General features: G+C 64.9%; 19 protein-coding genes and 1 riboswitch. Of the genes, 3 read left to right on the top strand and 16 right to left on the bottom strand.

Annotated elements, in window-relative coordinates:
- Positions 1 to 20: 20 nt before the first annotated feature.
- Positions 21 to 121: riboswitch (TPP riboswitch) on the bottom strand.
- Between the two features lie 339 nt (positions 122 to 460).
- From AC25Z0_RS03335 to AC25Z0_RS03325, 3 genes are all read right to left on the bottom strand, one after another.
- The gene (locus tag AC25Z0_RS03335; protein WP_488132299.1) at positions 461 to 2008 is read right to left on the bottom strand and encodes a carboxylesterase/lipase family protein; all 1548 of its coding nucleotides are present in this window, start codon (positions 2006 to 2008) and stop codon (positions 461 to 463) included.
- 111 nt (positions 2009 to 2119) lie between these two features.
- Positions 2120 to 2467, bottom strand: a complete 348-nt coding sequence (locus tag AC25Z0_RS03330; protein ID WP_488118836.1) for a spore germination protein GerW family protein — start codon at positions 2465 to 2467, stop codon at positions 2120 to 2122.
- Positions 2468 to 2485: 18 nt separating this feature from the next.
- Positions 2486 to 3733, bottom strand: a complete 1248-nt coding sequence (locus tag AC25Z0_RS03325) for a DNA polymerase IV (protein WP_488118835.1) — start codon at positions 3731 to 3733, stop codon at positions 2486 to 2488.
- 90 nt (positions 3734 to 3823) lie between these two features.
- Here AC25Z0_RS03325 and AC25Z0_RS03320 point away from each other — a divergent pair, with 90 nt between their 5' ends.
- Complete coding sequence (locus tag AC25Z0_RS03320) at positions 3824 to 4435, top strand: TIGR03086 family metal-binding protein (RefSeq protein WP_488132298.1); 612 nt, start codon at positions 3824 to 3826, stop codon at positions 4433 to 4435.
- Positions 4436 to 4482: 47 nt separating this feature from the next.
- On the opposite strand, the gene AC25Z0_RS03315 is transcribed toward AC25Z0_RS03320, so the two are convergent.
- From AC25Z0_RS03315 to AC25Z0_RS03255, 13 genes are all read right to left on the bottom strand, one after another.
- A complete protein-coding gene (locus AC25Z0_RS03315) occupies positions 4483 to 5283 on the bottom strand; it encodes an ABC transporter permease (RefSeq protein WP_488118833.1) in 801 nt (266 codons plus the stop codon).
- 9 nt (positions 5284 to 5292) lie between these two features.
- Positions 5293 to 6210 carry an ABC transporter permease gene (locus AC25Z0_RS03310; protein WP_488118832.1) on the bottom strand — a complete coding sequence of 306 codons (918 nt, stop codon included), beginning with the start codon at positions 6208 to 6210 and terminating at the stop codon, positions 5293 to 5295.
- Positions 6211 to 6232: 22 nt separating this feature from the next.
- Complete coding sequence (locus tag AC25Z0_RS03305; RefSeq protein WP_488132297.1) at positions 6233 to 7423, bottom strand: ABC transporter substrate-binding protein; 1191 nt, start codon at positions 7421 to 7423, stop codon at positions 6233 to 6235.
- A gap of 74 nt (positions 7424 to 7497) precedes the next feature.
- Positions 7498 to 8592 (bottom strand): ABC transporter ATP-binding protein, encoded by a 1095-nt coding sequence (locus tag AC25Z0_RS03300; RefSeq protein WP_488132296.1) that lies wholly within the window; start codon positions 8590 to 8592, stop codon positions 7498 to 7500.
- A gap of 120 nt (positions 8593 to 8712) precedes the next feature.
- On the bottom strand, positions 8713 to 9810 hold the full coding sequence (locus AC25Z0_RS03295; RefSeq protein WP_488119512.1) for a VIT1/CCC1 transporter family protein: 1098 nt from the start codon (positions 9808 to 9810) through the stop codon (positions 8713 to 8715).
- A 5-nt stretch (positions 9811 to 9815) separates the two neighbouring features.
- Positions 9816 to 10163: a hypothetical protein gene (locus tag AC25Z0_RS03290; protein WP_488132295.1), complete on the bottom strand. Its 348-nt coding sequence runs from the start codon at positions 10161 to 10163 to the stop codon at positions 9816 to 9818.
- 2 nt (positions 10164 to 10165) lie between these two features.
- The gene (gene gatB / locus AC25Z0_RS03285; protein WP_488118828.1) at positions 10166 to 11671 is read right to left on the bottom strand and encodes an Asp-tRNA(Asn)/Glu-tRNA(Gln) amidotransferase subunit GatB; all 1506 of its coding nucleotides are present in this window, start codon (positions 11669 to 11671) and stop codon (positions 10166 to 10168) included.
- A complete protein-coding gene (gene gatA / locus AC25Z0_RS03280; protein WP_488118827.1) occupies positions 11671 to 13218 on the bottom strand; it encodes an Asp-tRNA(Asn)/Glu-tRNA(Gln) amidotransferase subunit GatA in 1548 nt (515 codons plus the stop codon). The genes gatB and gatA overlap by 1 nt, the downstream gene beginning before the upstream one ends.
- Positions 13219 to 13220: 2 nt before the next feature.
- Positions 13221 to 13517: an Asp-tRNA(Asn)/Glu-tRNA(Gln) amidotransferase subunit GatC gene (gene gatC / locus AC25Z0_RS03275; RefSeq protein ID WP_488118826.1), complete on the bottom strand. Its 297-nt coding sequence runs from the start codon at positions 13515 to 13517 to the stop codon at positions 13221 to 13223.
- 38 nt (positions 13518 to 13555) lie between these two features.
- Entirely contained in the window at positions 13556 to 14932 is a 1377-nt protein-coding gene (locus tag AC25Z0_RS03270; protein WP_488132294.1) for an alpha/beta hydrolase, read from the bottom strand.
- A gap of 239 nt (positions 14933 to 15171) precedes the next feature.
- Positions 15172 to 17430 carry an NAD-dependent DNA ligase LigA gene (ligA, locus tag AC25Z0_RS03265; protein ID WP_488133106.1) on the bottom strand — a complete coding sequence of 753 codons (2259 nt, stop codon included), beginning with the start codon at positions 17428 to 17430 and terminating at the stop codon, positions 15172 to 15174.
- Between the two features lie 55 nt (positions 17431 to 17485).
- Positions 17486 to 18631: a tRNA 2-thiouridine(34) synthase MnmA gene (gene mnmA / locus AC25Z0_RS03260; RefSeq protein ID WP_488132293.1), complete on the bottom strand. Its 1146-nt coding sequence runs from the start codon at positions 18629 to 18631 to the stop codon at positions 17486 to 17488.
- Between the two features lie 3 nt (positions 18632 to 18634).
- Complete coding sequence (locus tag AC25Z0_RS03255; protein WP_488118823.1) at positions 18635 to 19834, bottom strand: cysteine desulfurase family protein; 1200 nt, start codon at positions 19832 to 19834, stop codon at positions 18635 to 18637.
- A gap of 19 nt (positions 19835 to 19853) precedes the next feature.
- Here AC25Z0_RS03255 and glgX point away from each other — a divergent pair, with 19 nt between their 5' ends.
- Positions 19854 to 21899, top strand: a complete 2046-nt coding sequence (gene glgX, locus AC25Z0_RS03250; protein ID WP_488132292.1) for a glycogen debranching protein GlgX — start codon at positions 19854 to 19856, stop codon at positions 21897 to 21899.
- Between the two features lie 51 nt (positions 21900 to 21950).
- On the top strand, positions 21951 to 22463 hold the full coding sequence (gene ybaK, locus AC25Z0_RS03245; protein WP_488132291.1) for a Cys-tRNA(Pro) deacylase: 513 nt from the start codon (positions 21951 to 21953) through the stop codon (positions 22461 to 22463).
- Positions 22464 to 22565: the final 102 nt, after the last annotated feature.

Below are 22565 nucleotides of genomic sequence, written 5' to 3'. Positions count from 1 at the left end.
TTCCGTAGATTAATACAGGGCACGGGTTAGAGAAGCCTTCCTGCGCTGGCATGATCCAGATCAGGTTCGACGGTCGAAGCTTGAGAAGCTTCCTCTCAGCCCGGCTCACCGGACTCCCGTGTTCACCTCGATTATAGCCCCGCCTAGAATCGAGCTATGGGACAAATCCGGGCAGTGGCGCAGTGTGCCCGTCGATCGAGGCCTGCCGAGTGACCGTGATCCTGCTGGTCCTTGCCGGACTCATGGTGCTGCTGCTGCGCGCGTTCACCTTGAGGCGACGTCGAATCCTCAAGGGACTGCCGGTACGCGGACCATGGCGCTGGCCACGCTTCCTGACGCCACGACCCGGATGGCGTGGTCGCCTCTGGGCACGCTTCGGCCCACGAACCCGAAACCGGTAACCGCGCGGTGTTATGGCGTGCCGCGCGACGAGAGAGCAGCAGACATCCGCTGTGACGTGCTACCGATCGATTAGCGGGAGCGCCGGGAAGCTGTGATGCTCCCACAGCAGCCGGGAGGCCTCCTCAGGGTAGGCGGTGACGGCCGGGCCGGTATCGAGGAGTTGAACAAGCCGATGCTCAGTGTCGTACGTGGGCCAGCCTGGGTCGCCATTGGTAGCGAACGCCGTCCAGGCGGCGCGGATTCGAGCAGACAGCGCCTCCGCCTCCACCTGCACTGAGGGGGCATCCCCAATCAGCATGGCCGGCTGGCCGCTGCTCAGGTTGCCGAAGACCAGCGGAACGTCGAGGCCATGGCAGGCGCCGAGGGCGCCCATCCCAGGGGAAGCCCACGTCAGTTCGTAGAGATAGGTCCGGCCGCCGGCGACGGCGTGCGCAGTGGCGAGGTGAAGCGTCGGCATGCGGAACAACCAGTCACCGTTGACCAGTTCATACAGCTCCTCAGGCCCGGCGTCTGGGAAAGCCTCACGGTAGCGGCGGGCGCCGTCATGGTCGGGGGCCAGCGTGCGCAGGGCAGTCTCAGCTTGCTCCTCAGTCACCTGGCCGAGCACGCCGTCAATCAGGCTGAACAGCCGATGCTCGTCGCGGACGTGGCCGACGAGCAGGTCTTCATCCCGGCTGGCACCGCTGGCCAACGCCTCCCATGGAGTCGCCGGCAGCACGTCGCCGTCGACGACGGGTGCGAACGGGATGGGCCGGAGGGCGATCGGACCCCAGCGATCCCGCCATCGGCCGATCTTCGCCGCGACGGCCTCGCCCGCTGCGGGCAGCCGCGACGGGGCAACCGCGGACAGGCCGGGTACCGTGGGAGGCACTCCAAGCTCAGCGGCGCAGGCGGCAGCGATATCCGCGGCGAGTTCCGGCGAGAAGAACGTCCCAGGCACGCTCTGGGCGATTGCGCGGCGAAAGAGCCCTGCCGCTCGCGGCATAGCCAGCAGGGCTGCGACCGATCCGCCACCTGCCGACTGGCCGAAGATGGTTATCCGATCTGGGTCCCCGCCGAAGGCGAAGATGTTGTCGTGCACCCACTGCAACGCGGCGACCTGGTCGAGGAGGCCGCGATTGGCCGGCGCACCGTCAATCTGCGCGAAGCCCTCCATACCCAAGCGATAGTTGAGCGTCACCACGACGACGCCGGCAGCGGCCAGCCGTGCGCCATCGAACTCCGGCAATCTGGACGCTCCGATGACGTAGCCGCCCCCGGGGATCCACACCATCACCGGCAGGGCAGCATTGCGGCCAGGATCTGGCGACCAGACGTTGACCGAAAGCCAGTCATCGCCCGCAGCCGATTGCGCGAGCCCGTCCGTCCCGAACAGGCCGCCGGGCTGCGGCGGCGGTGGACCGTACTCGACAGCCGCCCGCACCCCCGCCCAGCCTCGTACCGGCTGCGGGGCGGCAAATCGAAGTGCACCAACCGGCGGCTGTGCATACGCGACGCCGCGGAAGACAGCCAGTCCAGCCTCGCGCCTTCCGCGCAGCACCCCAGCCGTCGTGCGAACCTCAGGCTCTGGCGCGCCCTGTGACGACCGGGTTGAGTCGAAGGACACGACGCTTTCCCTTCTGACGGTGCGACCAGTTTTCTGGTCGTTCTCGTCGAAAGACAGCTCCGTCAGCGCCGGCAGCGGATGTTCAAGCCCAGGGAGACCTGACGCGCCTGGCTAGCGCTTGATAGCGCGGATCACGCGAGCGAGCCCGCGGCCGGCGACCCAGACAAAGGGAATACCGACGGCCAGCAACGCGATGATGTTCGGGTCGAATCGCACCGACGTGCCGTGCTTGATGTAGACACCGAGCGGGATCGACACTCCGCCACCGCCGCCGCCCCCGAAACCGTCAGCCTTCTCGGAGTTCTGGTCCCCAGCGTCCTGGCCGCCAGCACCAAATCCGTACTGGACAAGAGCAACAGGCACCACGGTGACGCCCTCAATCTGCACGGCCTCTCCATACGCGGATGAGACACCGATCGAGCGTGCGTTTTCAGCTAGCTTCAAGGCGAGATTCGTCATGAGGCAAGGGTACCCCGACTAAGGCCCCGGTGAAGGGGGTGTTTTTCTGGGGTTGCCGCCGCCGAGCTGTGACGCTGGGCGAATCATGCCGCGGCCGAACCGTTCGGTGACCGAATCGACGGCCAGCTCTGCTTCACGCCAATCATCATCCGGGTCCCACAGGCTGAACCCCTGGCTGCCCTCTTCGGACAGCTGCTCGACGCGCACGCCAATCAATCGAACCCGAATTCCGCGAGCGGCGAGCGTCTCGAAGCTGGCCTGCGCTTCCTCAGAGATGCGGCGCCCAACATTCGTCGACTCCGCCAACGTGCGCGACCGCGTGACGGTACTGAAATCGGCGTAGCGCAGTTTGAGCACGACCGTCCTTGCGACAAGTCCACCTCGCCGCAGCCGAGCGGCAACCTCATCGGACTGGCGCAGAATCTCGCTGCGCAGCCGTGCCGTGTCGGTCACGTCGTGTTCGAAGGTGATCTCGTGCCCGATGCTCTTCTCTTCGCGTTCCACCGTCACAGACCGGGGGTCCCTCCCCCACGCCAGGTCGTGAAGCTTCCTGCCGGAGGCCTCACCCACCGCAGACGTCAACACTGACAACGGCGTCTGGGCGAGGTCCCCGACGGTGCGGAGTCCGAGGCGCGTCAGTGACTGCTCCGTTGCAGCCCCGACTCCCCACAGCGCTGAAACAGGCAACGGATGCAGGAAGGCGACGGTGTCGTCGTGAGGAACGACGAGCAAGCCGTTGGGTTTGGCCATGCTCGAGGCCAGCTTCGCGACGAATTTAGTGGATGCAGCGCCAACCGAACAGGTCAGCCCCGTCTCGGCTTCAACCCGACGACGGATGAGCGCACCGATCTCAGCCGGAGAGCCGTGCACCAGGCGGGAGCCGGCAACGCTGAGGAATGCCTCGTCGATGCTGAGCGGTTCGACGAGCGGGGTGATGTCGCCGAAGATCTTCATGACGCGGTTGGAGTAATCCTTGTACCGCTCCATGTGCGGTTCGAGCACGACAGCGGCCGGGCAGCGACGGAGCGCCATCGACATCGGCATGGCGGAGTTCACGCCATATCGCCTGGCCACGTAGTTCGCGGCAGTGACAACGGAACGACCGCCGCGGTGGCCGACGATAACCGGCTTGTCTCGAAGCTCTGGGTACGCGAGCAACTCGACTGAGGCGAAAAAGGCATCCATATCAATGTGGAGTACCGTCGCCGTACTGTCGTCGACGGCTGAATCTGAGACCTGTCTGCCTCTGCCGTCTTGTTTGCTCACATTCCGACCTTAATGGGCAATGCTGACGGAATAGTGCGGGTGCCTGGTCGCTTGCATTCTTCATCACCAGCTTTGGATCACCAGCAGTGAATGAGTACGACTTTGAATGAGTACGAGGAGCAGCACATGACCGTCATCACCGATTTCAACTGGCTCGAACTGCAGAAGAAGGCCCACGCAGAGTTCAGCAAACGGGTAGCGGCAATAACCGACTGGGATGCTCCCACTCCCGACACCCTGTGGACCGTGCGCGACCTGGTGCGGCACGTCGTGCAGGAGCAACAGTGGATTCCGCCGCTCCTGGCCGGAGCCTCGATCATCGAGGCCCGCCGTCAGCTGCGCCCGCTCGGCCCGGACCTCAGCGCCGAATGGCACACCTACTCTGCGCTGGCCACGGAGGCCTGGCAGTCAACGCCATTAAAAGCGGACGTTCAGCTCTCATACGGGACCGTGAGCGTTGCGGACTACCTGAGCGAACAGGTGTCGGATGTCACCATCCACAGCTGGGACCTGGCGCGCGCCAGCGGGGCGGATGAACAGCTCGACCACGCGCTCGTCGAGGCCGTGTGGTCGGTGTTCGTGCCACAGAAGGACACCCTGGAGGCCAGTGGCCTGTTCGATTCTCCGATTCCACTGCCAGACGATGCCCCGCTCCAGTCACGCCTGCTCGCCCTGACGGGGCGCGACGACCGCCGGAGTTAGACGACCGCCAGCGTTAGACGACCGCCAGCGTTAGACGACCGCCAGCGCTAGCGCGTCATCCGTTCAGCACCGGCCAGGCGCTGGGCGACATAGATCGGAATGATGGAGACCAGGACCATCACGACGGCTATGACGTTCACGATCGGCGCCTGGTTGGGCCTGAACAGGTTGTTCAGGATCCAGATTGGCAATGTGGTGACCCCAGAACCGGCGGTGAACGTCGTCACGATGATCTCGTCGAAGCTGAGGGCGAACGCCAACAGTCCCCCGGCTAAAAGCGCCGACCGTAGCTGCGGGAACGTCACCAGCCTGAACGTGGTCCACAGGCCAGCGCCCAAATCGGCGCTGGCGTCTTCGAAATTGGTACCCAGCCGGCGAAGGCGCGCGATCACATTGTTGAACACCGTCACGATGCAGAAGGTGGCGTGAGCGATGACGACCGTGACGACCGACAGCTGAATCCCGAGGATCGTACGAAATCCGTTGTTGAGCGCGAGACCAGTGATGATTCCCGGCAACGCGATCGGCAGGATGACCAGCAGGCTGATGGCATCACGACCGAAGAACTCGAATCGTTGCAGGCCGAGGGAGATGAGGGTGCCAAGCACCAGCGACACTGCCGTCGCCAACACCGCGACCTGCAGGCTCGTCACCACGGCATCCAGTGCACCCTGGCTCTGGAACGCCTTGCCCCACCATTCAAGGGTCAGGCCTGGGGGCGGCCAGGTGAGGTTCTGGCTGGTGCTGAACGAGTTGATCAGGACCACGGCCAGCGGCAGGTAGATGACTAAGAGGATCACCACGGTGACAGCGCCCAGGATGACCCTGGACGGACGGCTGAGTCGCACGAGAGTCTCCTAGAGGTTGTTGAGGGCACCGGTGCGGCGAACCAGGGCCAGGTACCCGAAGATGATCACGATCGGGATGAGGGCGATTGCTGCAGCGAGGGGCAGGTTATTGGCCGCACCGACATTCGAGTAGACGAGATTGCCCAGCATCTGGTTGGCGCCGCCGACGATATTGACGGTGATGTAGTCGCCGAGCGACAGCGAGAAGCTGAAGATCGAGCCGGCAATGATGGCCGGCCAGATCATCGGCAGCACGATCAGCCTGAGCGTCGACCACGTCTTGCCGCCCAGGTCGCCCGACGCCTCAAGCAGTGAGTCAGGCACGCGTTCCAGTCCGGCATAGATCGGCAGAATCACGTACGGCAGCCACAGGTACGACAGCGTGATGATGGTGGCGGTCAGGCCGTAGCCAGGGGTCTCTCCGCCAAACGGCGCGACCAGCCATTCGAAGATGCCGTCCTGGGAGAGCACGGAGCGCCACGCGTAGGCCTTGACCAGATAGCTGGCCCAGAGCGGCATCAGCACCGCGACCACCAGGATGCGCTGCATGCGCGAACTGGCCACCTTCGCCATGAAGAACGCGATGGGCAGGGCGATCGCCACGTCGATGAGCGTCACGAGGAGCGCGACACCCACCGTGCGAACTGTCACCACCTGGTACAGCTGCCCGGTCAGCACGGTGATGATGTTGTCGAGTGTCCAGGTCTGTGAGATCTGCCCGGTGAAACTGTCGACCGTCCAGAGCGCTGTGATGAGCAACGCTGCCAGAGCGACGACGTAGACCAGGCCGAGCCAGAACAGCGGCGCGGTGATCAGCAGCGTCAACCGCACCCGCGGGTGTTTGCTCAGGAAAATCGATCCTCGCCTGGCCAGCGAATCCCGTGGCACAGGAACCGCGACCAGGGCGGAGGACCGATCGGCACTCATGAGCCTGTGCTCGCCTGGCCCGCTAGCCCTTGATCTCCTGCCAGGCCGTCGTCCATGCGGAGTAGTCGGTGCACGTGACATCCGTTCGTCCATCCAGGCACTCCGCGATGGGTGTTGACCAGTACCAGATCTTCGAGGCGTACTCTTCATCGCCGGCGTGGAAGAGCTCGCACTGGTCTGGGTTCGTCGTGAAGTCGCAGGCCGCCTGGTTCGACGGTGCCTCACCGAAGTACTCCGTCGCCTGCGCGTTCGCCTCCGGGCTAGCCATGTAGTTCAGCCACGCGTAGGCGCAGTTGGGACTCTTCGCCTTCGATGCGATCATCCAGGTGTCAGACCACCCCGTCACTCCCTCGTCTGGGAGGACGACGTCAGCCGGCGTTCCCTCGGCGAGTGAGTTCTTGATGACCTGCCAGGTGGTGCCGACGACGGAATCGCCGGTCTCGAATGCCTGGATCGCCTTGAGGTAGTCAGACCAGTACTCGCTGACATTCGGGCGCTGCTGCTTGAGCAGGTCAACTGCTGCGGCGAGCTGCGTCTCGTCAAGGGCATACGGGTTCTGGATGCCGAGGTCTGGCTGGTGAGCCATGAGGTAGACGGCGGCATCCGCTATGTAGATAGGTGAGTCATAGGCGGTGACTTTGCCTGCATAGTCGGACGACTTGTCGAAGACGACGTCCCACGAGGTGGGGGCCGGGCTCACCACTTCCGTGTTGTACATGAGGAGGTTGGCTCCGTAGCCATGCGGGATGCCGTATGAGACGCCGTCAACACTGTTCCACGACTGCATCTTCAGGAAGTCGTAGATGCCCTCGTAGTTCGGGATGAGGTCGGTGTTGACGGGTGCGACGTCGCCAGCGGCCACCAGCCGGAGCGACGCGTCGCCCGATGCGGCGACAACGTCGTACTCGCCGGTCTTCATCAGGTTGAACGCCTCGTCGGAGGTACCGTACGTCTTGGTGGTGACCGCGCATCCCGTGTCTTCCTCGAACGCGCTCACCCAGTCGACGCTGGGATCGTTGCTGCCGTCTTCGACGTAGCCGGGCCAGGCGAGGATGGAGACGGACTCTTCGTTCTCGCCGAGCTCCGTCATCGCCGCAGTTTCGCTCGATGTTCCGCCTGACGTACCGCAGGCGGTGAGAAGCGCTGCGACGGACGCCAGTGCAAGGCCGCTCATGAGTGCAGATGACGTGCGGTGTGCTGTGTGCCGTTTCATTGCGTTCTCCATTGTTCGATGGGTCAGTTTTCGTGATGCAGCAGTTCTCTTGATGGGTCAGTTCTCTTGATGGGTCAGTTCTCTTGATGGGTCAGTGCAGGAGGAGGGACCGAGCCGGTTGCAGAATGAGGTTCGGAGATGTCGGCGGCCACCAGGACCACGACGTCGCGATCGTTCCACCCCACATTCACGCGCTCTCCGCGCTGGTCTTCCCCCACCCGGTGGGTATCGTTCTGCTCGAGAGCGGTCACCCGTTGCCCCGCATCGAGGTCGATGATGAGCCGCGTTCCGCTTCCCACGTAGATGACTTCTGCGAGGGTCCCTGCCGCGCTCCGATCGGTCACCAGGGCTGCCCCCGCCCGGCCAACAGTCACCTTCTCCGGTCGCACGGAGTGAGTGCCAGCGCGGCCGAGCAACTGCTGCGACATCACATCGGTGAAGACGTTTGACGTGCCGACGAACCTGGCGACGAACGGAGACGCCGGACGATCATAGATCTCTGCGGGGGTGCCAAGCTGCTCGATCTTCCCGTCGTTGAACACGGCGATCCGGTCGCTGAGCGTCAGCGCTTCCTCCTGGTCATGGGTGACGAAGACGAAGGTGATCCCCAGGTCGCGCTGAATCTCCTTGAGCTCGACCTGCATCTGTTCACGCAGCTTCAGGTCAAGTGCGCCCAGCGGCTCGTCGAGCAACAGCACTTTGGGGGCGACGACGGTTGCCCTCGCCAGGGCGACCCGCTGGCGCTGTCCGCCGGAAAGCTGCGACGGCTTGCGGTCGCCGAATGTGCCCAGCCGCACCTTCTCCAGGGCTTCCATGGCACGCGCCCTGCGCTCTTTCTTCCCAACGCCGCGCACCCGCAGCCCATAGGCAACGTTGTCCACGACGTTCATATGTGGGAAAAGCGCATAGTCCTGGAAGACCGTGTTCACATCACGGTCAAACGGCGCGTTCGACGTCACATCCTGGCCGAACAGCTCGATGGTGCCGCTGGTCGGTTGCTCGAACCCGGCGATCAGGCGCAGCACGGTGGTCTTGCCAGACCCTGAGGGGCCGAGCATCGAGAAGAACTCACCGGCCGCGATGTCGAGGTCGAGGTGATCGACGGCCTGCAGCGCGCCGAACGCCTTCGTGAGTCCCGTCAACCGGAGTGCCGGCGTCTCAACTGTCACCAGTGCTGCCTCTCTGCCGCAGGCCAAAAGCATCCTGGCCACAGCATATGGAAACAGCTGGGTGATGAACAGCCCCTGGGCGTCACGCTCGACGAGCACGAAACCCAGGGGCTGCAGTCGCTAGATGCCGGTCGTTCCGAACAACAGGCCGAGAACGTAGGTGACGGCCGCTGCACCAAATCCGATCAGCAACTGCCGGATGGCGCGCTTGAGCGGCGGGGCACCGGAGAGCACTCCGACGACAGCACCGGTGGCGAGCAGGGCGAGACCCACCAGCACGGATGCCACGACGATGGCTGCGAGTCCGTCAAGACCGAACAGGTACGGCAGCACGGGCAGCAGGGCGCCGGAGGCGAAGAAGCAGAAGCTGGAGATGGCAGCGCTCAGCCCGTTGCCGATCGCTTCGTGCTCATCGATGGGATCTTCATCGGGCGAGGCGAGGCCGGCAGTGCTGATCGGCCCAGTCTGGATGGCGACCGCGAGCAATACTTCACGAGCATGCTTCGCTGCTTCATCTGGGGCCATGCCCCTGGCGCGGTAAACCAGCGTGAGTTCGTTGGCTTCCAGGTCGAGGTGCGGCAGGATCTCCCTCGTCGCTGGGTTCGGAGTGGATGCCTCCAGAAGTTCCCGCTGCGATCGCACGGAAACGTACTCCCCCGCACCCATCGACAGCGCACCGGCCAGCAGGCCGGCGATGCCGGTGAACAGGATCGTCGCAGCAGGCACGCCGGTCGCCCCAATACCGAGAACGAGCGCCAGGTTGCTGACGAGTCCGTCGTTGACGCCGAAGACAGCCGCACGGAACGTGCCTGAGAGCCGCATTCGGCCGCGCGCAGCCAGGCTGCGCACGACCTCTTCGTGGATGCGCTCGTCGGCAGCCATGGCATCCGTTGCATCGACGTCAGCCGTGTACGGCGACCGGGATTCTGCCGACTGGGCAAGGGCCAGTACGAACACCGACCCGAATCGACGCGCGAGGAACCCCAGCATGCGGGTACGAAGCGCGCCTGGGCGCTCTGGTCCTACCTGGTCGCCGAGCAGTTCACGCCAGTGCGCCTCGTGTCGACCCTCCGCCTCGGCGAGGGCGAGCAAGATCTCGCGTTCTTCACCTGAGCGGCGACCGGCAAGATCGCGATACACGGCGGCCTCTGCCTGCTCATCGGCCAGGTAGCGGCGCCAGCGCCTGATCTCAGACTTCGAGGGAGACCGCGCAGACATTGCATTCACGGCGCGTGCCATTCCGGTGCAGCCGACAGTGAGCTGGACGCCACGCGTGCCGTCTCGAAGGGTCCTGACCCGTCAAGCGCGTAAAACGGCTCGTCGAATTCAACCACCCAGACAGCGTCGCGAATGGACGTCGGAGCGAACAGCCCACCGCCGGTCATGTCGCCCGAAGCCACGATGACAGCGCTCGGGTCCTGTACGGTCGAATCCGGATATACACTCCGGTCCAGCCGCACGATCACCTGGGCGCCAACACCGAACACCACAGCGGATCCCGATTCCTGGCCGTCTGCTGCGGGGTTCGGTTCAGCGGCGGACCCTGCCGACTTGTCGCGCTTCCTGATCATGATTAGACGGCGGCCGAAGCGCGCTCAAGCACCAGCTCGCGCACGCGAGCGGCATCTGCCTGACCCTTCATAGCCTTCATGACAGCGCCGATGACGGCGCCAGCGGCCTGCACCTTGCCATCCTGGATCTTCGCAAGCACGTCGGGCTGGCTCGCGAGAGCCTCGTCAATGGCGGCGATCAACGCGCCATCGTCTGAAACAACAGCGAGACCACGAGAGGCGACGACCTCTGTCGGGGTGCCCTCTCCGGCGATGACGCCCTCCAGCACCTGACGGGCGAGGCGGTCGGTCAGCGTGCCGGCCTCAACGAGTTCGATGAGCGCGGCAACCTGCGCCGGCTCGACGAGGGAATCAGGGGTAACGCCCTGCGCGTTGGCGAGCCTGGCGATCTCGCCGGTCCACCACTTGCGTGCGGACTGCGCTGGGGCACCAGCGGCGACGGTGGCCTCGACGACGTCGAGGAGGTCGGAGTTGACGACGTCCTGGAACTCGAGGGCTGCGAAGCCCCAGTCGGCCTGCAGGCGCTTGCGACGTTCCGCAGGAGGCTCCGGCAGGGTCAGGCGCAGTTCCTCGACCCATTCGCGCGACGGCGCGACGGGCAGCAGGTCTGGTTCCGGGAAGTAACGGTAGTCATCAGCATCCGACTTCGGACGACCGGCCGACGTGCGTCCGGTGTCTTCGTGCCAGTGCCTGGTCTCCTGCGTGATGGTGCCACCGGCGGAGAGCACGGCAGCCTGACGCTGGATCTCGTAGCGAACCGCACGCTCGACGGAACGAAGCGAGTTGACGTTCTTGGTTTCCGTGCGCGTGCCGAGCACGTTCGAACCGCGCGGGCGCAGGGAGACGTTGGCGTCGCAACGCACGTTTCCCTCTTCCATGCGGGCGTTGGACACGCCGAGTGCCTTAACGATCTCGCGCACGGCGGCGACGTAGGTCTTGCCGATCTCCGGGGAGTCAGCTTCGCCGCCCTCGATCATGCGCGTTACGATCTCAACGAGCGGAACGCCGCCGCGGTTGTAGTCGACGAGCGAGTAGTCAGCACCCTGGATGCGACCCGTCGCGCCACCCTTGTGGGTGAGCTTGCCTGCGTCGTCCTCCATGTGGGCGCGCTCGATGTCGACGGTGACCTGGCGGCCGTTGGCCAGTTCGATGGTGAGCGATCCGTTGAAGGCGATGGGCTCGTCGTACTGCGAGGTCTGGAAGTTCTTCGCGGTGTCCGGGTAGAAGTAGTTCTTGCGTGCGAACCGCGAGCTCTCCGCGATCTCGCAACCAAGGGCGAGGCCGAGGCGGATGCTGGACTCGATGGCCTTCTGGTTCACCTGGGGCAGGCCGCCGGGGAGGCCGAGGCAGGTCGGGCAGGTGTTCGTGTTCGCACCCTGGCCGAATTCGTTTGCGCAGCCGCAGAACATCTTGGTCTTGGTGTTGAGTTCGACGTGTACTTCGAACCCGAGTACCGGTTCGTACAGCTCGATGGCCTTGTCGTAGTCCATCAATTCAGCCTTCGCCATTAGAGGGCCCCTTCTTCGCTGGCAAACATTTCAATGGACGTCAGTGACGGCGCCTGGCTGAGCAGGGTGTGACCCCAGTTCGCCTCAAGCAGTGCTTCGACAGCGGCTCCGAACGTGTAGAGACGCGCGTCCTGGCGAACCGGTGCCATAACCTGCAGGCCGACGGGCAGGCCGTCCTCCGGCGCGAGGCCCATGGGAAGTCCCATTCCGGGGATACCGGCCAGGTTCGCGGGAATCGTCGTGATGTCGTTCAGGTACATCGCCATCGGGTCTTCGAGCTTCTCGCCGAACTTGAATGCCGTCGTCGGCGCGCTCGGGGACACCAGGACGTCGACCTTCTCGAACGCTGCGTCGAAGTCGCGCTGGATGAGCGTGCGAACCTTCTGGGCGCTGCCGTAGTACGCGTCGTAGTAGCCCGCGGAGAGGGCGTATGTGCCGAGGATGATGCGGCGCTTGACCTCTGGACCGAAGCCGGCCTCACGGGTCGCAGCCATGACGCGCTCGCTCGTGAGTGAGCCCTCTTCGGGGTTCACCCGAATGCCGAACCTGACGGAGTCGAAGCGCGCCAGGTTGCTCGAGGCTTCAGCCGGGAGAATCAGGTAGTACGCGGCAACCGCATACTCGACGTGAGGGGTGCTGACCTCGGTGATCTCTGCGCCTGCAGCGGCCAGCATGGCCAGCGTCTCGTTGAAGCGCTGGGTGACACCGGGCTGGAAGCCAGCACCGGAGAGTTCTTTGATGACACCGACGCGCACGCCCTTCAGCGCGCCGTCCTTCAGACCGGCGAGGGCGGCATCCGTCATGGATGGCCAGGCGTCGGTGAGGGAGGTCGAGTCGAGCGGGTCGTGGCCGCCGATGACATCGTGCAGCATGGCAGCGTCGAGGACGGTGCGGGAGACGGGGCCGACCTGGTCGAGTGATGACGCCAGCGCGATGGCGCCGTAGCGGGACACCCCGCCGTAGCTGGGCTTGACGCCGACGGAACCGGTGACGGCTGCGGGCTGCCTGATCGATCCACCGGTGTCGCTGCCGAGGGCAAGCGGAGCTTCGAACGCGCTGACGGCAGCGGCGGAACCGCCACCGGAGCCGCCGGGGATGCGCTCAAGGTTCCAGGGGTTCCTGGTGGGGCCGTATGCGGAGTGCTCTGTGGATGACCCCATGGCGAACTCGTCCATGTTGGTCTTGCCGAGGGGAATCAGGTTTGCGGCACGCAGGCGCGCGACGACCGTGGCGTCGTAGGGCGGAATCCAGCCTTCAAGGATCTTCGACCCAGAGGTGGTCGGCATGTCCTTGGTCGCCAGGACGTCCTTGATGGCGATCGGCACGCCCGCGAGCGGGCCGAGCTTCTCACCAGCGGCACGGCGTGCGTCAACGAGGGCTGCGGTGGCGAGGGCTGCGTCGCCTGCGATGTGCAGGAAAGCGTGCACGTCGGTGTCGACGGCCTCGATGTGGTCGAGGTGTGCCTTGGTCGCCTCAACGGAGCTGACCTCACCTGAGGAGAGGAGCCCGGCCAGTGCGGAGGCGGAGTGCTTGATCAGTTCGGTCATTGTTAGTCCTCGTCCAGAATTGCGGGAACACGGAATTTGTCGCCATCGCGCTCAGGAGCGCCCGACAGGGCCTGCTCAACGGTGAGCGAGGGAACGACGACGTCTTCCCTGAAAACGTTGGTGAGTGGCACCGGGTGGCTGGTGGCCGGAACATCCGGTGTGGCAACAGCGCTTACTTTGGCCACGGAGTCGACGATCTGGCCGAGTTCTGCGGTGATGCCCAGAATTTCCTCTGGACTGAGGTCGATTCGGGCGAGGTTGGCCAGGTGGGCTACCTGCTCAGCCGTGATTTCAGACATGAAGCTCCATACGGTTCGTCGAGGTGGATGCTTCAATTCTATTCGTCGCCGGCCGTCACCAGTTCCGCGTTGTCGGTTCCGATCAACGCCATGTTGTGCAAGGACTCGCTGCCGGGGGTGAAATAGTCGTTGTGGCCGAAGGAACCGGCGAGGTATTCCCCCGTCACCCTGTCAGTGGCGCCAGAGACACCGAGCGTGCGGGCGCCGAAGGAGGCATCGCCAGGATCGGCACCGAAGAAGGCACTGTCGACCGCTGGGTCCCAGTCGGCTTCGCCGACGAAGACTTTATTGGCCGGCACGTCGAGACTGTCGACGCTCTGCACCGGGCTGCCCGGTGAGCCGACAAGAACCAGGGCATCTGCGCGCACAGAGCCCTGTGCCAGGGCAGCGAGCGACACGGTCGACCCGTACGAGTGGCCGATGACGGTGAGGAATGGCCGGTCGAGTCCGCGTGAGGCCTGCAGGCCGAGCCAGTCATTCTCGAGAAGGGATGCGCCCTTCGTGGCCTTGTCCAGACCGCCGACGGTGAACAGTGATGGCGTCTCATAGCCGATCCAGGCCACGGTGGACACGCTCTTCCTGCCCGGGTCTGCGGTCTTCTTGTCGTTTGCCGCTTTCAAAACAGAGCGTTGCTCGTCGTAGAGGTCTTCGGCCATGTTCGTCCAGTTGACCATCTGCTCGTAGACGCCGAAGTTCATTCCGGGAATCAGATAGCTCACGTGCGACGCAGTGTCGGGGTTGCCGATGGCAATGGCAGCGCGACCGCCGTCAGCGATGTCGAGGAGAACCAACGTGCGAACGGCACCGTCTTCCCTGGGCGTGAGCGCCAGCCGGACCTGCGTCAGGACAGCCAGCGTGCCTGTCGCCTTGGAGCGGTCTACCGATGACAACGTTCCGTTCAGCTGGGTTTGCAGCCCAGCCATGCTCTCGTTGAGGTAGCGCAGGTTTGCTTCGCCGCGTGCTTTCAACGGGATGCCGTCGAGATTGCCGACCAGGCGAGGGCTCGCCGAGAGCAACGTTGCCCGCTCCCGCGCTGAGAAGGAGTTCCACAGCGCACTCACGCGCACGGCGACCGGCGGATTCGTCAGGAGGGCGTCGACCTGCGCGGGGTATTTGCCGACGAAGCTGGCCATTTCGCTCTGTGGCAGCTTCGACATGCCGGCCAAAAGCGTGAGCCCAGAGACGTTGCGAAGGGCCGCCAGATCGACTTCAACAGACGACCCCAGACCAGGAGAAACGTTGAGCCAGAGAGCCGTCTGCACACCATCGCCGGGGCGATCGGAAACACGCGCCTCAACCGACGCCGCGACTGACGTAGCGACGGTCCCTGTTACCTGCGCATGCGCGCCAATGTCCTCACGCACTCCCATGAGAGCGAGCGAGGCGGTGAGAACTGTTGCAACGTCCAACAGCAAGCAGGGCACGTCCCCTCACGTACGAAAGACCACATGTGGTCTCGCGCCAAACACCTGTCTGGTGGTTTCAGCTTATCGGCGGAGCAACCCCAAAAGGCGGCCAGTCCACCCCCGTTACGGGGGGTTTGTGGGGTCAATTACCCAATTGGCACGCCGGCGTAGCCAGGCGGAAACGAGCCGGAAACGAAACGAGGTTCGACAAGGGCCAGCTGCACTTACCAGACGGCTTTCGTGACGGCTTATAAGACCGGGAGCGCTGAGGGACCCTCAGCGAGCAGAAGTCGGAAGCCATCGGCGTCGATCACCCGAACGCCCAGTTGTTCTGCCTTGGCCAGTTTTGAGCCGGCACCGGGTCCCGCGGCGACGAAGTCGGTGTTCTTGGACACGCTGGATGCCGCCTTGCCGCCCGCCGCGATGATCGCCTCCTGAGCGCCTTCGCGCGAGAAGCCCTCAAGTGATCCAGTGGCAACAACCGTCAGTCCGCTCAAGACACCGCCTGCGGCCGCCGCGGCGCCAGGTCCGGGGTGGTCAGGTGTCGAGAACTGCACGCCGGCGTCTGTCCACTGCGACACGATGTCCTGGTGCCAGTCGACGGTGAACCAGTCGATGACCGCGTCGGCGATGATGCCGCCGACACCGTCCACCTCGGCCAGCTCGTCACGGCTCGCGGCACGAATCTTGTCGAGGGACCCGAAGTGGTTGGCCAGCGCACGTGCGGCGACCGGTCCGACGTGGCGGATGTTGAGCGCGACCAGGATGCGCCAGAGCGGCTTGGTCTTGGCCAGCTCCAGGTTCGCGAGCAGCTCCCTGGCGTTCTTCGATGGCACGAAGTCTGCGTCGCCGTCGAACTCGGTCGCTGCCGGATCGAATGCAGCGTCGGCGTCCTTGCCGGTCTTCTTCCGTTTGCGACGGAAGGGCGTGACCTCCTTGGGGACACCATCCTCGGTCAGTTTCGGCAGCCCGGTCTCGTTGTCCCGCACAATCACGGTGACCGGGAAGATGTCTTCCAGCCGCAGCGAGAACAGGCCGGCCTCGGTGGGAAGCGGCGGGTCAACGGGCGCAAGCGGCTGGGTCAGCGCGGCAGCGGCTACCTCGCCGAGAGCCTCAATGTCGAGTCCTCCGCGTGAACCGGCGTGCTCCACCCGGCCGCGCACCTGGGCGGGGCAACTTTTCGCGTTGGGGCAGCGCAGGTCGATGTCGCCTTCCTTGGCAGGGGCCAGGGGTGTGCCGCACTCCGGGCAGAGAGTGGGCATGACGAACTCCCGCTCGCTGCCGTCGCGCAGTTCGACGACGGGGCCGAGGACCTCTGGGATGACGTCTCCGGCCTTCCGCAGCACGATGGTGTCGCCGATCATGACACCCTTGGCCTTGACGACGTCCTGGTTGTGCAGGGTGGCCTGGCGCACCTCTGAGCCGGCAACGCGCACCTTTTCCATCACGGCAAACGGGGTTGCCCTTCCGGTGCGACCGACGCTCACCACGATGTCGAGCAGCTTGGTGTTCACCTGCTCAGGCGGGTACTTGTATGCGATCGCCCACCGCGGCGCCCGGCTGGTCGCACCGAGTTCGGCGTGCAGTTCGAGTTCGTCGATCTTGATGACGATGCCGTCGAGCTCGTGCTCGACGCTGTTTCGGTGCTCGCCGTAGTAGCGAATGTACTCATCGACGGCGTCGACCGTCTCGACCACCCGGTAGTGGGTGCTGGTCGGCAGACCCCAGCCTGCGAGCAGTTCGTACACCTCAGACTGCGCGGCCACGGGCGGGTTGGGCCAGGCGCCGATACCGTGCACGAGCATGCGCAGCCGGCCGAGGCGCGCGCGCATGAGCTTCAACTGCGCGTCGGTCTTGTTCTCTGACTTCTGGCGGAGCGATCCGCTGGCCGCGTTGCGGGCGTTGGCGAAGACGCGCTCCCCCGACGCGCTTTGCAGGGCGTTCAGTTCTGCGAACGACTCGACGGGGAAGAAGATCTCTCCGCGCACTTCGACGAGCGGCGGATGCCCGGTGCCGAGCAGGCGGCGCGGTATGCCGGGGACCAGCGCGATGTTCTCCGTGACGTCTTCACCGACGACACCGTCTCCGCGAGTGGCCGCCGTGATGAGCACGCCGTTCTCGTAGCGCAGGTTGATGGCCAGCCCGTCGATCTTGAGCTCGCAGAGGTAGTGCACTGGACGGCCGGCGTCACGCCGTGCCTTGGCGGCCCAGGCTTCGAACTCGTCGATGCTGAAGACGTTGTCGAGGCTGAGCATCCGCTCTGCGTGTTCGACGGGATCGAACAGGCTCTGCGCACGCCCGCCGACGGTTTGCGTTGGGCTGTCCTGGCTGGCCAGCTCTGGAAACAAGCGCTCCAGCTCTTCGAGCCGGTGCATAAGGCCGTCGTATTCCTCGTCGGAGGCGATGAGCGCGTTCTGCTCGTAATAGGCGTCGCGGAGCTCAAGAATTCGGGTGGTGAGCTGCGCGACTTCCTCGCTGGCGGCGTCACGTTCTGCTGCGGAGTACATATCTGTCACGCCCCCAGTTTAGGCAGGGGCACCGACAGGGGAAGAAGCGACGCGGCTAAGCAGTAACCGGCACGGGGGCCGGAAGCGGAACGGGTACTGCAGACACCGTGCGGTCGATGGTGCACTGGCCCAGCACGCGAGTGCCGACGTAGACGACGGCCGTCTGCCCGGGAGCGACGCCGTTCAGGGGGTCGTTCGGGATGATCTTCAGTTCGGTCACGCCATCGACGCCAGGCACGACCTGTGCGACGGCGGGAACCGGGTCTGCGTGGGCGCGGATCTGCACTTCGCAGTCGAAGGCGACATCCGGGTGCAGCGGAGCGACCCCTGCCCAGGTGAACTTCTGCCCGGCGATCTCGGCGATGTCGAGTGCCTCACGCGGACCGACGACGACCTCGTTGGTCTTCGGTCGCACCTCGAGCACGAAGCGGGGCTTGCCGTCTTCTGCCGGGTAGCCGATGTTGATGCCCTTGCGCTGTCCGACGGTGAAGGCGTGAGCGCCTTCGTGCTTGCCGATGACCTCGCCTGCGCGGTCGAGCACTGCGCCCTGCTCTGCACCGACGCGATCGGCCAGCCAGCCGCGGGTGTCGCCGTCAGGGATGAAGCAGATGTCGTGGGAGTCGGGCTTGTTGGCCACAGAGAAACCGCGTTCTGCGGCCTCAGCGCGCACCTCGGCCTTGGACGGCGTCGCGCCGAGCGGGAACATCGAGTGATTGATCTGCTCTGCGGTGAGCACGCCGAGCACGTAGGACTGGTCTTTGGCCCAGGCCGCAGCGCGGTGCAGTTCTTTGTTGCCGTCGGCATCCGTCTCGATGCTCGCGTAGTGGCCGGTCACGACAGCGTCGAAGCCGAGGGCGATGGCCTTCTCAAGCAAGGCGGCGAACTTGATGCGCTCGTTGCAGCGCATGCAGGGGTTCGGTGTGCGTCCGGCCGAGTACTCGGCGATGAAGTCGTCGACGACATCGAGCTTGAATCGCTCTGAGAAGTCCCACACGTAGTACGGGATGCCGATGATGTTGGCCGCGCGTTGGGCATCCATTGAGTCTTCGATGGTGCAGCAGCCGCGGCTGCCGGTGCGGAGTGTTCCCGGCATGCGACTGAGTGCCAGGTGAACCCCGACCACCTCGTGCCCTGCCTCTACCGCGCGTGCTGCGGCGACGGCGGAATCCACCCCACCGCTCATTGCTGCCAAAACCTTCATGGCTTAAGTGTAAGCGCCGGTTCCTGGCAGTCGATCGGCAAGACCGGCGCGCGAGGCTTGCGCGTAGGCCACAGGCAGCGCGGCGAGGAAGGCGTCGACGTCGGCGTCGGTCGACGTGCGGCCAAGCGTGATCCGCAGCGCGCCGCGGGCCTCGATCTCGGTGCGGCCCATGGCCCGCAGCACGTGTGACGGCTCTGGAATACCGGCCTGGCAGGCGGAGCCCGTCGACACGGAAACGCCGGCGGCATCGAGCAGGAACAGCAGTGAGTCGCCCTCGCAGCCGGCGAACGTGAAGTGCGCGTTGCTGGCGATCCGCCCTGCTGGCTCTGGGTCGCCGTTCAGCACGGCGGACGGCACCGCGGCGAGCACACCGTCGACCAGGCGGTCGCGAAGCGCGCCCAGCCGCTCGACTTCGCTGGGCATGGCCTGCATTGCAGCGGATGCCGCCACAGCGAAGGAGACGGCAGCTGCGACATCCTGTGTTCCGCTTCGTACCTGCCGCTGCTGCCCGCCGCCGTGAATGAGCGGCACGACCGTGGCCGTGCGCGACAGTACGAGTGCGCCGATGCCGACGGGGCCGCCGATCTTGTGGGCCGAGATGCTGATGGCCGAGACACCGAGGGCGCTGAGGGAGGCGAAGTCGATGGGGACATGGCCGTAGGCAGAGATCGCGTCGACGTGCACAGGAATGCCGTGCGCTGCGGCGAGCGCGGCTACCTGCTCGATGGGCTGGATGGTGCCGACCTCGTTGTTCGCGGCTAGCAGGGTGACGAGCGCAACACTGTCAGGATCGGATTCAATGGCGCGTTCAAGGGCGCCCAGGTCGATGCGTCCGAGGGAGTCGAGCGGGATCCACTCGATGGTGGCGCCCTCGTGTCGCTCCAGCCATTCGACGGTGTCCATGGTGGCGTGGTGCTCGCCGCCGGGAACCAGGATGCGCGTGCGAGGGCTCCGCGCCCACCAGAGACCCTTGATAGCCAGGTTCACAGACTCCGTGCCACCGCCAGTGAAGACGATCTCGATGGGATCTGAGCCGACACTGGCCGCCACGATCTCTCTGGCTTCTTCCAGCATCCGCTTCGCGTTCTGGCCCAAGCTGTGGATGGATGCCGGGTTTCCGACGACGCCCATCGCCTCCGCGTAGGCCGAGATTGCTGCGGGGAGCATGGGGGTGGTTGCTGCATGGTCAAGGTAAACCGTCACATTCACTACTCTAGAACGCATGACAGCGGCTGATTCCCTGCGCAACCTTGGCGTGAGGGTGACCTCCAACGGAGGTGAGCTTCGCGTGTGGTCTGAGGCAGCAGACGCCATGGAGTTGTGCATCTTCGACGACACCGACCCCAACTGGGTCATCAAGACAGTTGCGATGACCAGGGACGCTGACAATGTCTGGAGCGGCAAGAGCCGCACGCTCTCCCCCGGGCGCCGGTATGGCATCCGCGTGTATGGCGCCGCTGGCCCCAAGAACGCGTTCCACCCCGAGAAGACGCTGGTGGAGCCGTATGCGCGGGGCCTGGTGCGTGTCGGTACCAGCCAGTGGCAGTCCGTCGTCGTCGATGGCAGCTTCGACTGGGGCGACTCGGCCAAGCCCGCCATTCCGCTCGACCACACCGTGGTGTACGAAGCCCATGTGCGCGGGCTGAGCATGCAGAACCAGAACGTACCGACGGAGCTGCGCGGCACCTATGCAGGTCTCGCCCACCCCGCTGTTACTGACTACCTCACAGAGCTCGGCGTGACGAGCATCGAGCTGCTCCCCGTTCACGCGTTCGCCTCTGAGGACCGCCTGATCAAGCAGGGCAGGACCAACTACTGGGGATACAACACCCTCAACTTCTTCACCCCGCACGCCGACTACGCGACGAAAGCTGCGCAGCAAGCCGGCCCAGAGGCCGTGCTCCGGGAATTCAAGGGCATGGTCAAGATGCTGCACGAGGCCGGCCTCGAGGTCATCCTCGATGTCGTGTACAACCACACAGCTGAGGAGGGCCCCAACGGCCCGGTGTACAGCTTCCGTGGCATCGACAACGCTGCCTACTATCGGCAAGACGAGAACGGGGCGTACATCGACGTCACCGGCTGCGGCAACACTCTCGACTTCAGCCGGGCTGAGCCGAGCCGTCTCGTGCTCGACTCACTGAGGTACTGGGCCAACGAGGTGCAGATTGACGGGTTCCGCTTTGACCTGGCTGTCGCCCTCGGTCGCGATGAGACCGTCACCTACCGGCGCGACCATCCGCTGCTCGTGGCCATCCAGGATGACCCAGAGTTGCAGAACGTGAAGCTGATCGCCGAACCGTGGGACGTTGGCATGGGCGGCTGGCAGACCGGCAACTTCCGGGACGGCTGGTCGGAGTGGAACGACAGGTACCGCGACCGCATGCGCGACTTCTGGCTGACCGACATCCAGGTGGCCAGGGAAACGGGCTCGGCTGGGAGCGGCATCGGTCGGTTCGCGACCCGGCTCGCCGGCTCGTCGAACACCTTCGCTGAGGAGCGCGGCCCGTTGGCCTCCCTCAACTTCATCACGGCGCACGACGGGTTCACGCTCGCGGACCTCACCGCGTACAACGTGAAGCACAACCTCGGCAACGGGGAGTCGAACCGCGACGGGAGCAGCAACAACAACTCGTACAATCACGGCGTTGAAGGCCCGACCAGGGACGCTTCCATCCTGACCACGCGTCGGAAGGCCATGCGCAACCTGCTGGGCACCCTGTTACTGTCGGCCGGCATCCCGATGATCACAGCCGGTGACGAATTCGGTCGCAGCCAGCGCGGTAACAACAACCCGTATTGCCACGACAGTGAACTCACCTGGCTGGGCTGGTCGCTCGACGACTGGCAGAAGGACCTCCTCAGGGTGAGCAAGCGCCTGCTCCAGCTGCGCCGCGAGAACCCGGCGCTCCGCCCGGTGCGGTACGGCCGGTTCGGCGAGACCATCCCGGGTGCCAGCCAGATGGACTGGTACGACACTGACGGCAGTTCGATGTCACCAGAGGACTGGAACTCCCCCACACAACGCACGCTGCAGTACCTGGTTGCGAGCACGCCTGAGCACGAGGAATTCAACCGAGTGCTATTGATCGTGCATGCTGTCGAGAGCGACACCCTGGTGACCCTGCCTGCGCACGAGGGCGTCACCTCGTACGAGCTGCTCTGGGACTCCAGCCACGATGAGCTAGGGGCCGATCGTGAGCCGTTGCTCCCCGGCGGTACCGTTGCCATGTCAGGTACCTCGATGCAGCTGTTCAGGGCACACTGAGGCAGACATATCGAGACGCAGGCGAGTAGCGCAGGCGAGTGAGGCGGGATGATGGCCAACAAGACAGCTGCGGGCAAGAAGCCTGACCTGGGCGCTGGCACCCCGGCGACTCTCGCATTGGCAACCGCCGGCATCCCGTTCACCCCGCACCTGTACGCGCATGAGTCCAACGCCGTGAATTACGGGCAGGAGGCCGCGGACAAGCTGGGTCTCGATCCGGCCCAGGTGTTCAAGACGCTCCTGGTTGAAGCGGATGCCGCGCTCGTCGTCGGCGTCGTTCCCGTCACCGGCCAGCTCGACCTCAAGGCGCTCGCCACGGCGGTCGGTGCCAAGAAGGCCGTCATGGCCGATCCGAAGCTTGCTGAGCGGAAGACCGGCTACATCGTCGGCGGTATCAGCCCGATCGGCCAGAAGACCCCGTTGGCCACCGTGGTGGACGAGACGGCATTGCTCTACGACACCGTCTTCGTCTCCGGGGGCCGGCGCGGCTTCGACATCGAACTGGCACCCGCCGACCTGCAGCTGGCCACCAACGCGATCTTCGCGGACATCGCTCGCCCCTGAGATATCCGCGCAGGGCCGCTTCCGGTGATTGAGGAGCGAGCGCCAGCGAGCGTCTCGAAATCCAGCACGCCGAACTCCTGGGTCTGCATACGGACTCGCGTG

The sequence above is a fragment of the Leifsonia sp. Y862 genome, assembly GCF_057669585.1.
This window is presented reverse-complemented; position numbering and strand designations above follow the sequence as displayed.

Coding starts and splice junctions, on each gene's coding strand:
- AC25Z0_RS03320 (WP_488132298.1), top strand. CDS start 3,824: ATGAGTACGACTTTGAATGAGTACGAGGAGCAGCACATGACCGTCATC.
- AC25Z0_RS03330 (WP_488118836.1), bottom strand. CDS start 2,467: ATGACGAATCTCGCCTTGAAGCTAGCTGAAAACGCACGCTCGATCGGT.
- glgX (WP_488132292.1), top strand. CDS start 19,854: ATGACAGCGGCTGATTCCCTGCGCAACCTTGGCGTGAGGGTGACCTCC.
- ligA (WP_488133106.1), bottom strand. CDS start 17,430: ATGTACTCCGCAGCAGAACGTGACGCCGCCAGCGAGGAAGTCGCGCAG.
- gatB (WP_488118828.1), bottom strand. CDS start 11,671: ATGGCGAAGGCTGAATTGATGGACTACGACAAGGCCATCGAGCTGTAC.
- AC25Z0_RS03290 (WP_488132295.1), bottom strand. CDS start 10,163: ATGATCAGGAAGCGCGACAAGTCGGCAGGGTCCGCCGCTGAACCGAAC.
- gatC (WP_488118826.1), bottom strand. CDS start 13,517: ATGTCTGAAATCACGGCTGAGCAGGTAGCCCACCTGGCCAACCTCGCC.
- gatA (WP_488118827.1), bottom strand. CDS start 13,218: ATGACCGAACTGATCAAGCACTCCGCCTCCGCACTGGCCGGGCTCCTC.
- AC25Z0_RS03295 (WP_488119512.1), bottom strand. CDS start 9,810: ATGTCTGCGCGGTCTCCCTCGAAGTCTGAGATCAGGCGCTGGCGCCGC.
- mnmA (WP_488132293.1), bottom strand. CDS start 18,631: ATGAAGGTTTTGGCAGCAATGAGCGGTGGGGTGGATTCCGCCGTCGCC.
- AC25Z0_RS03305 (WP_488132297.1), bottom strand. CDS start 7,423: ATGAAACGGCACACAGCACACCGCACGTCATCTGCACTCATGAGCGGC.
- AC25Z0_RS03310 (WP_488118832.1), bottom strand. CDS start 6,210: ATGAGTGCCGATCGGTCCTCCGCCCTGGTCGCGGTTCCTGTGCCACGG.
- ybaK (WP_488132291.1), top strand. CDS start 21,951: ATGGCCAACAAGACAGCTGCGGGCAAGAAGCCTGACCTGGGCGCTGGC.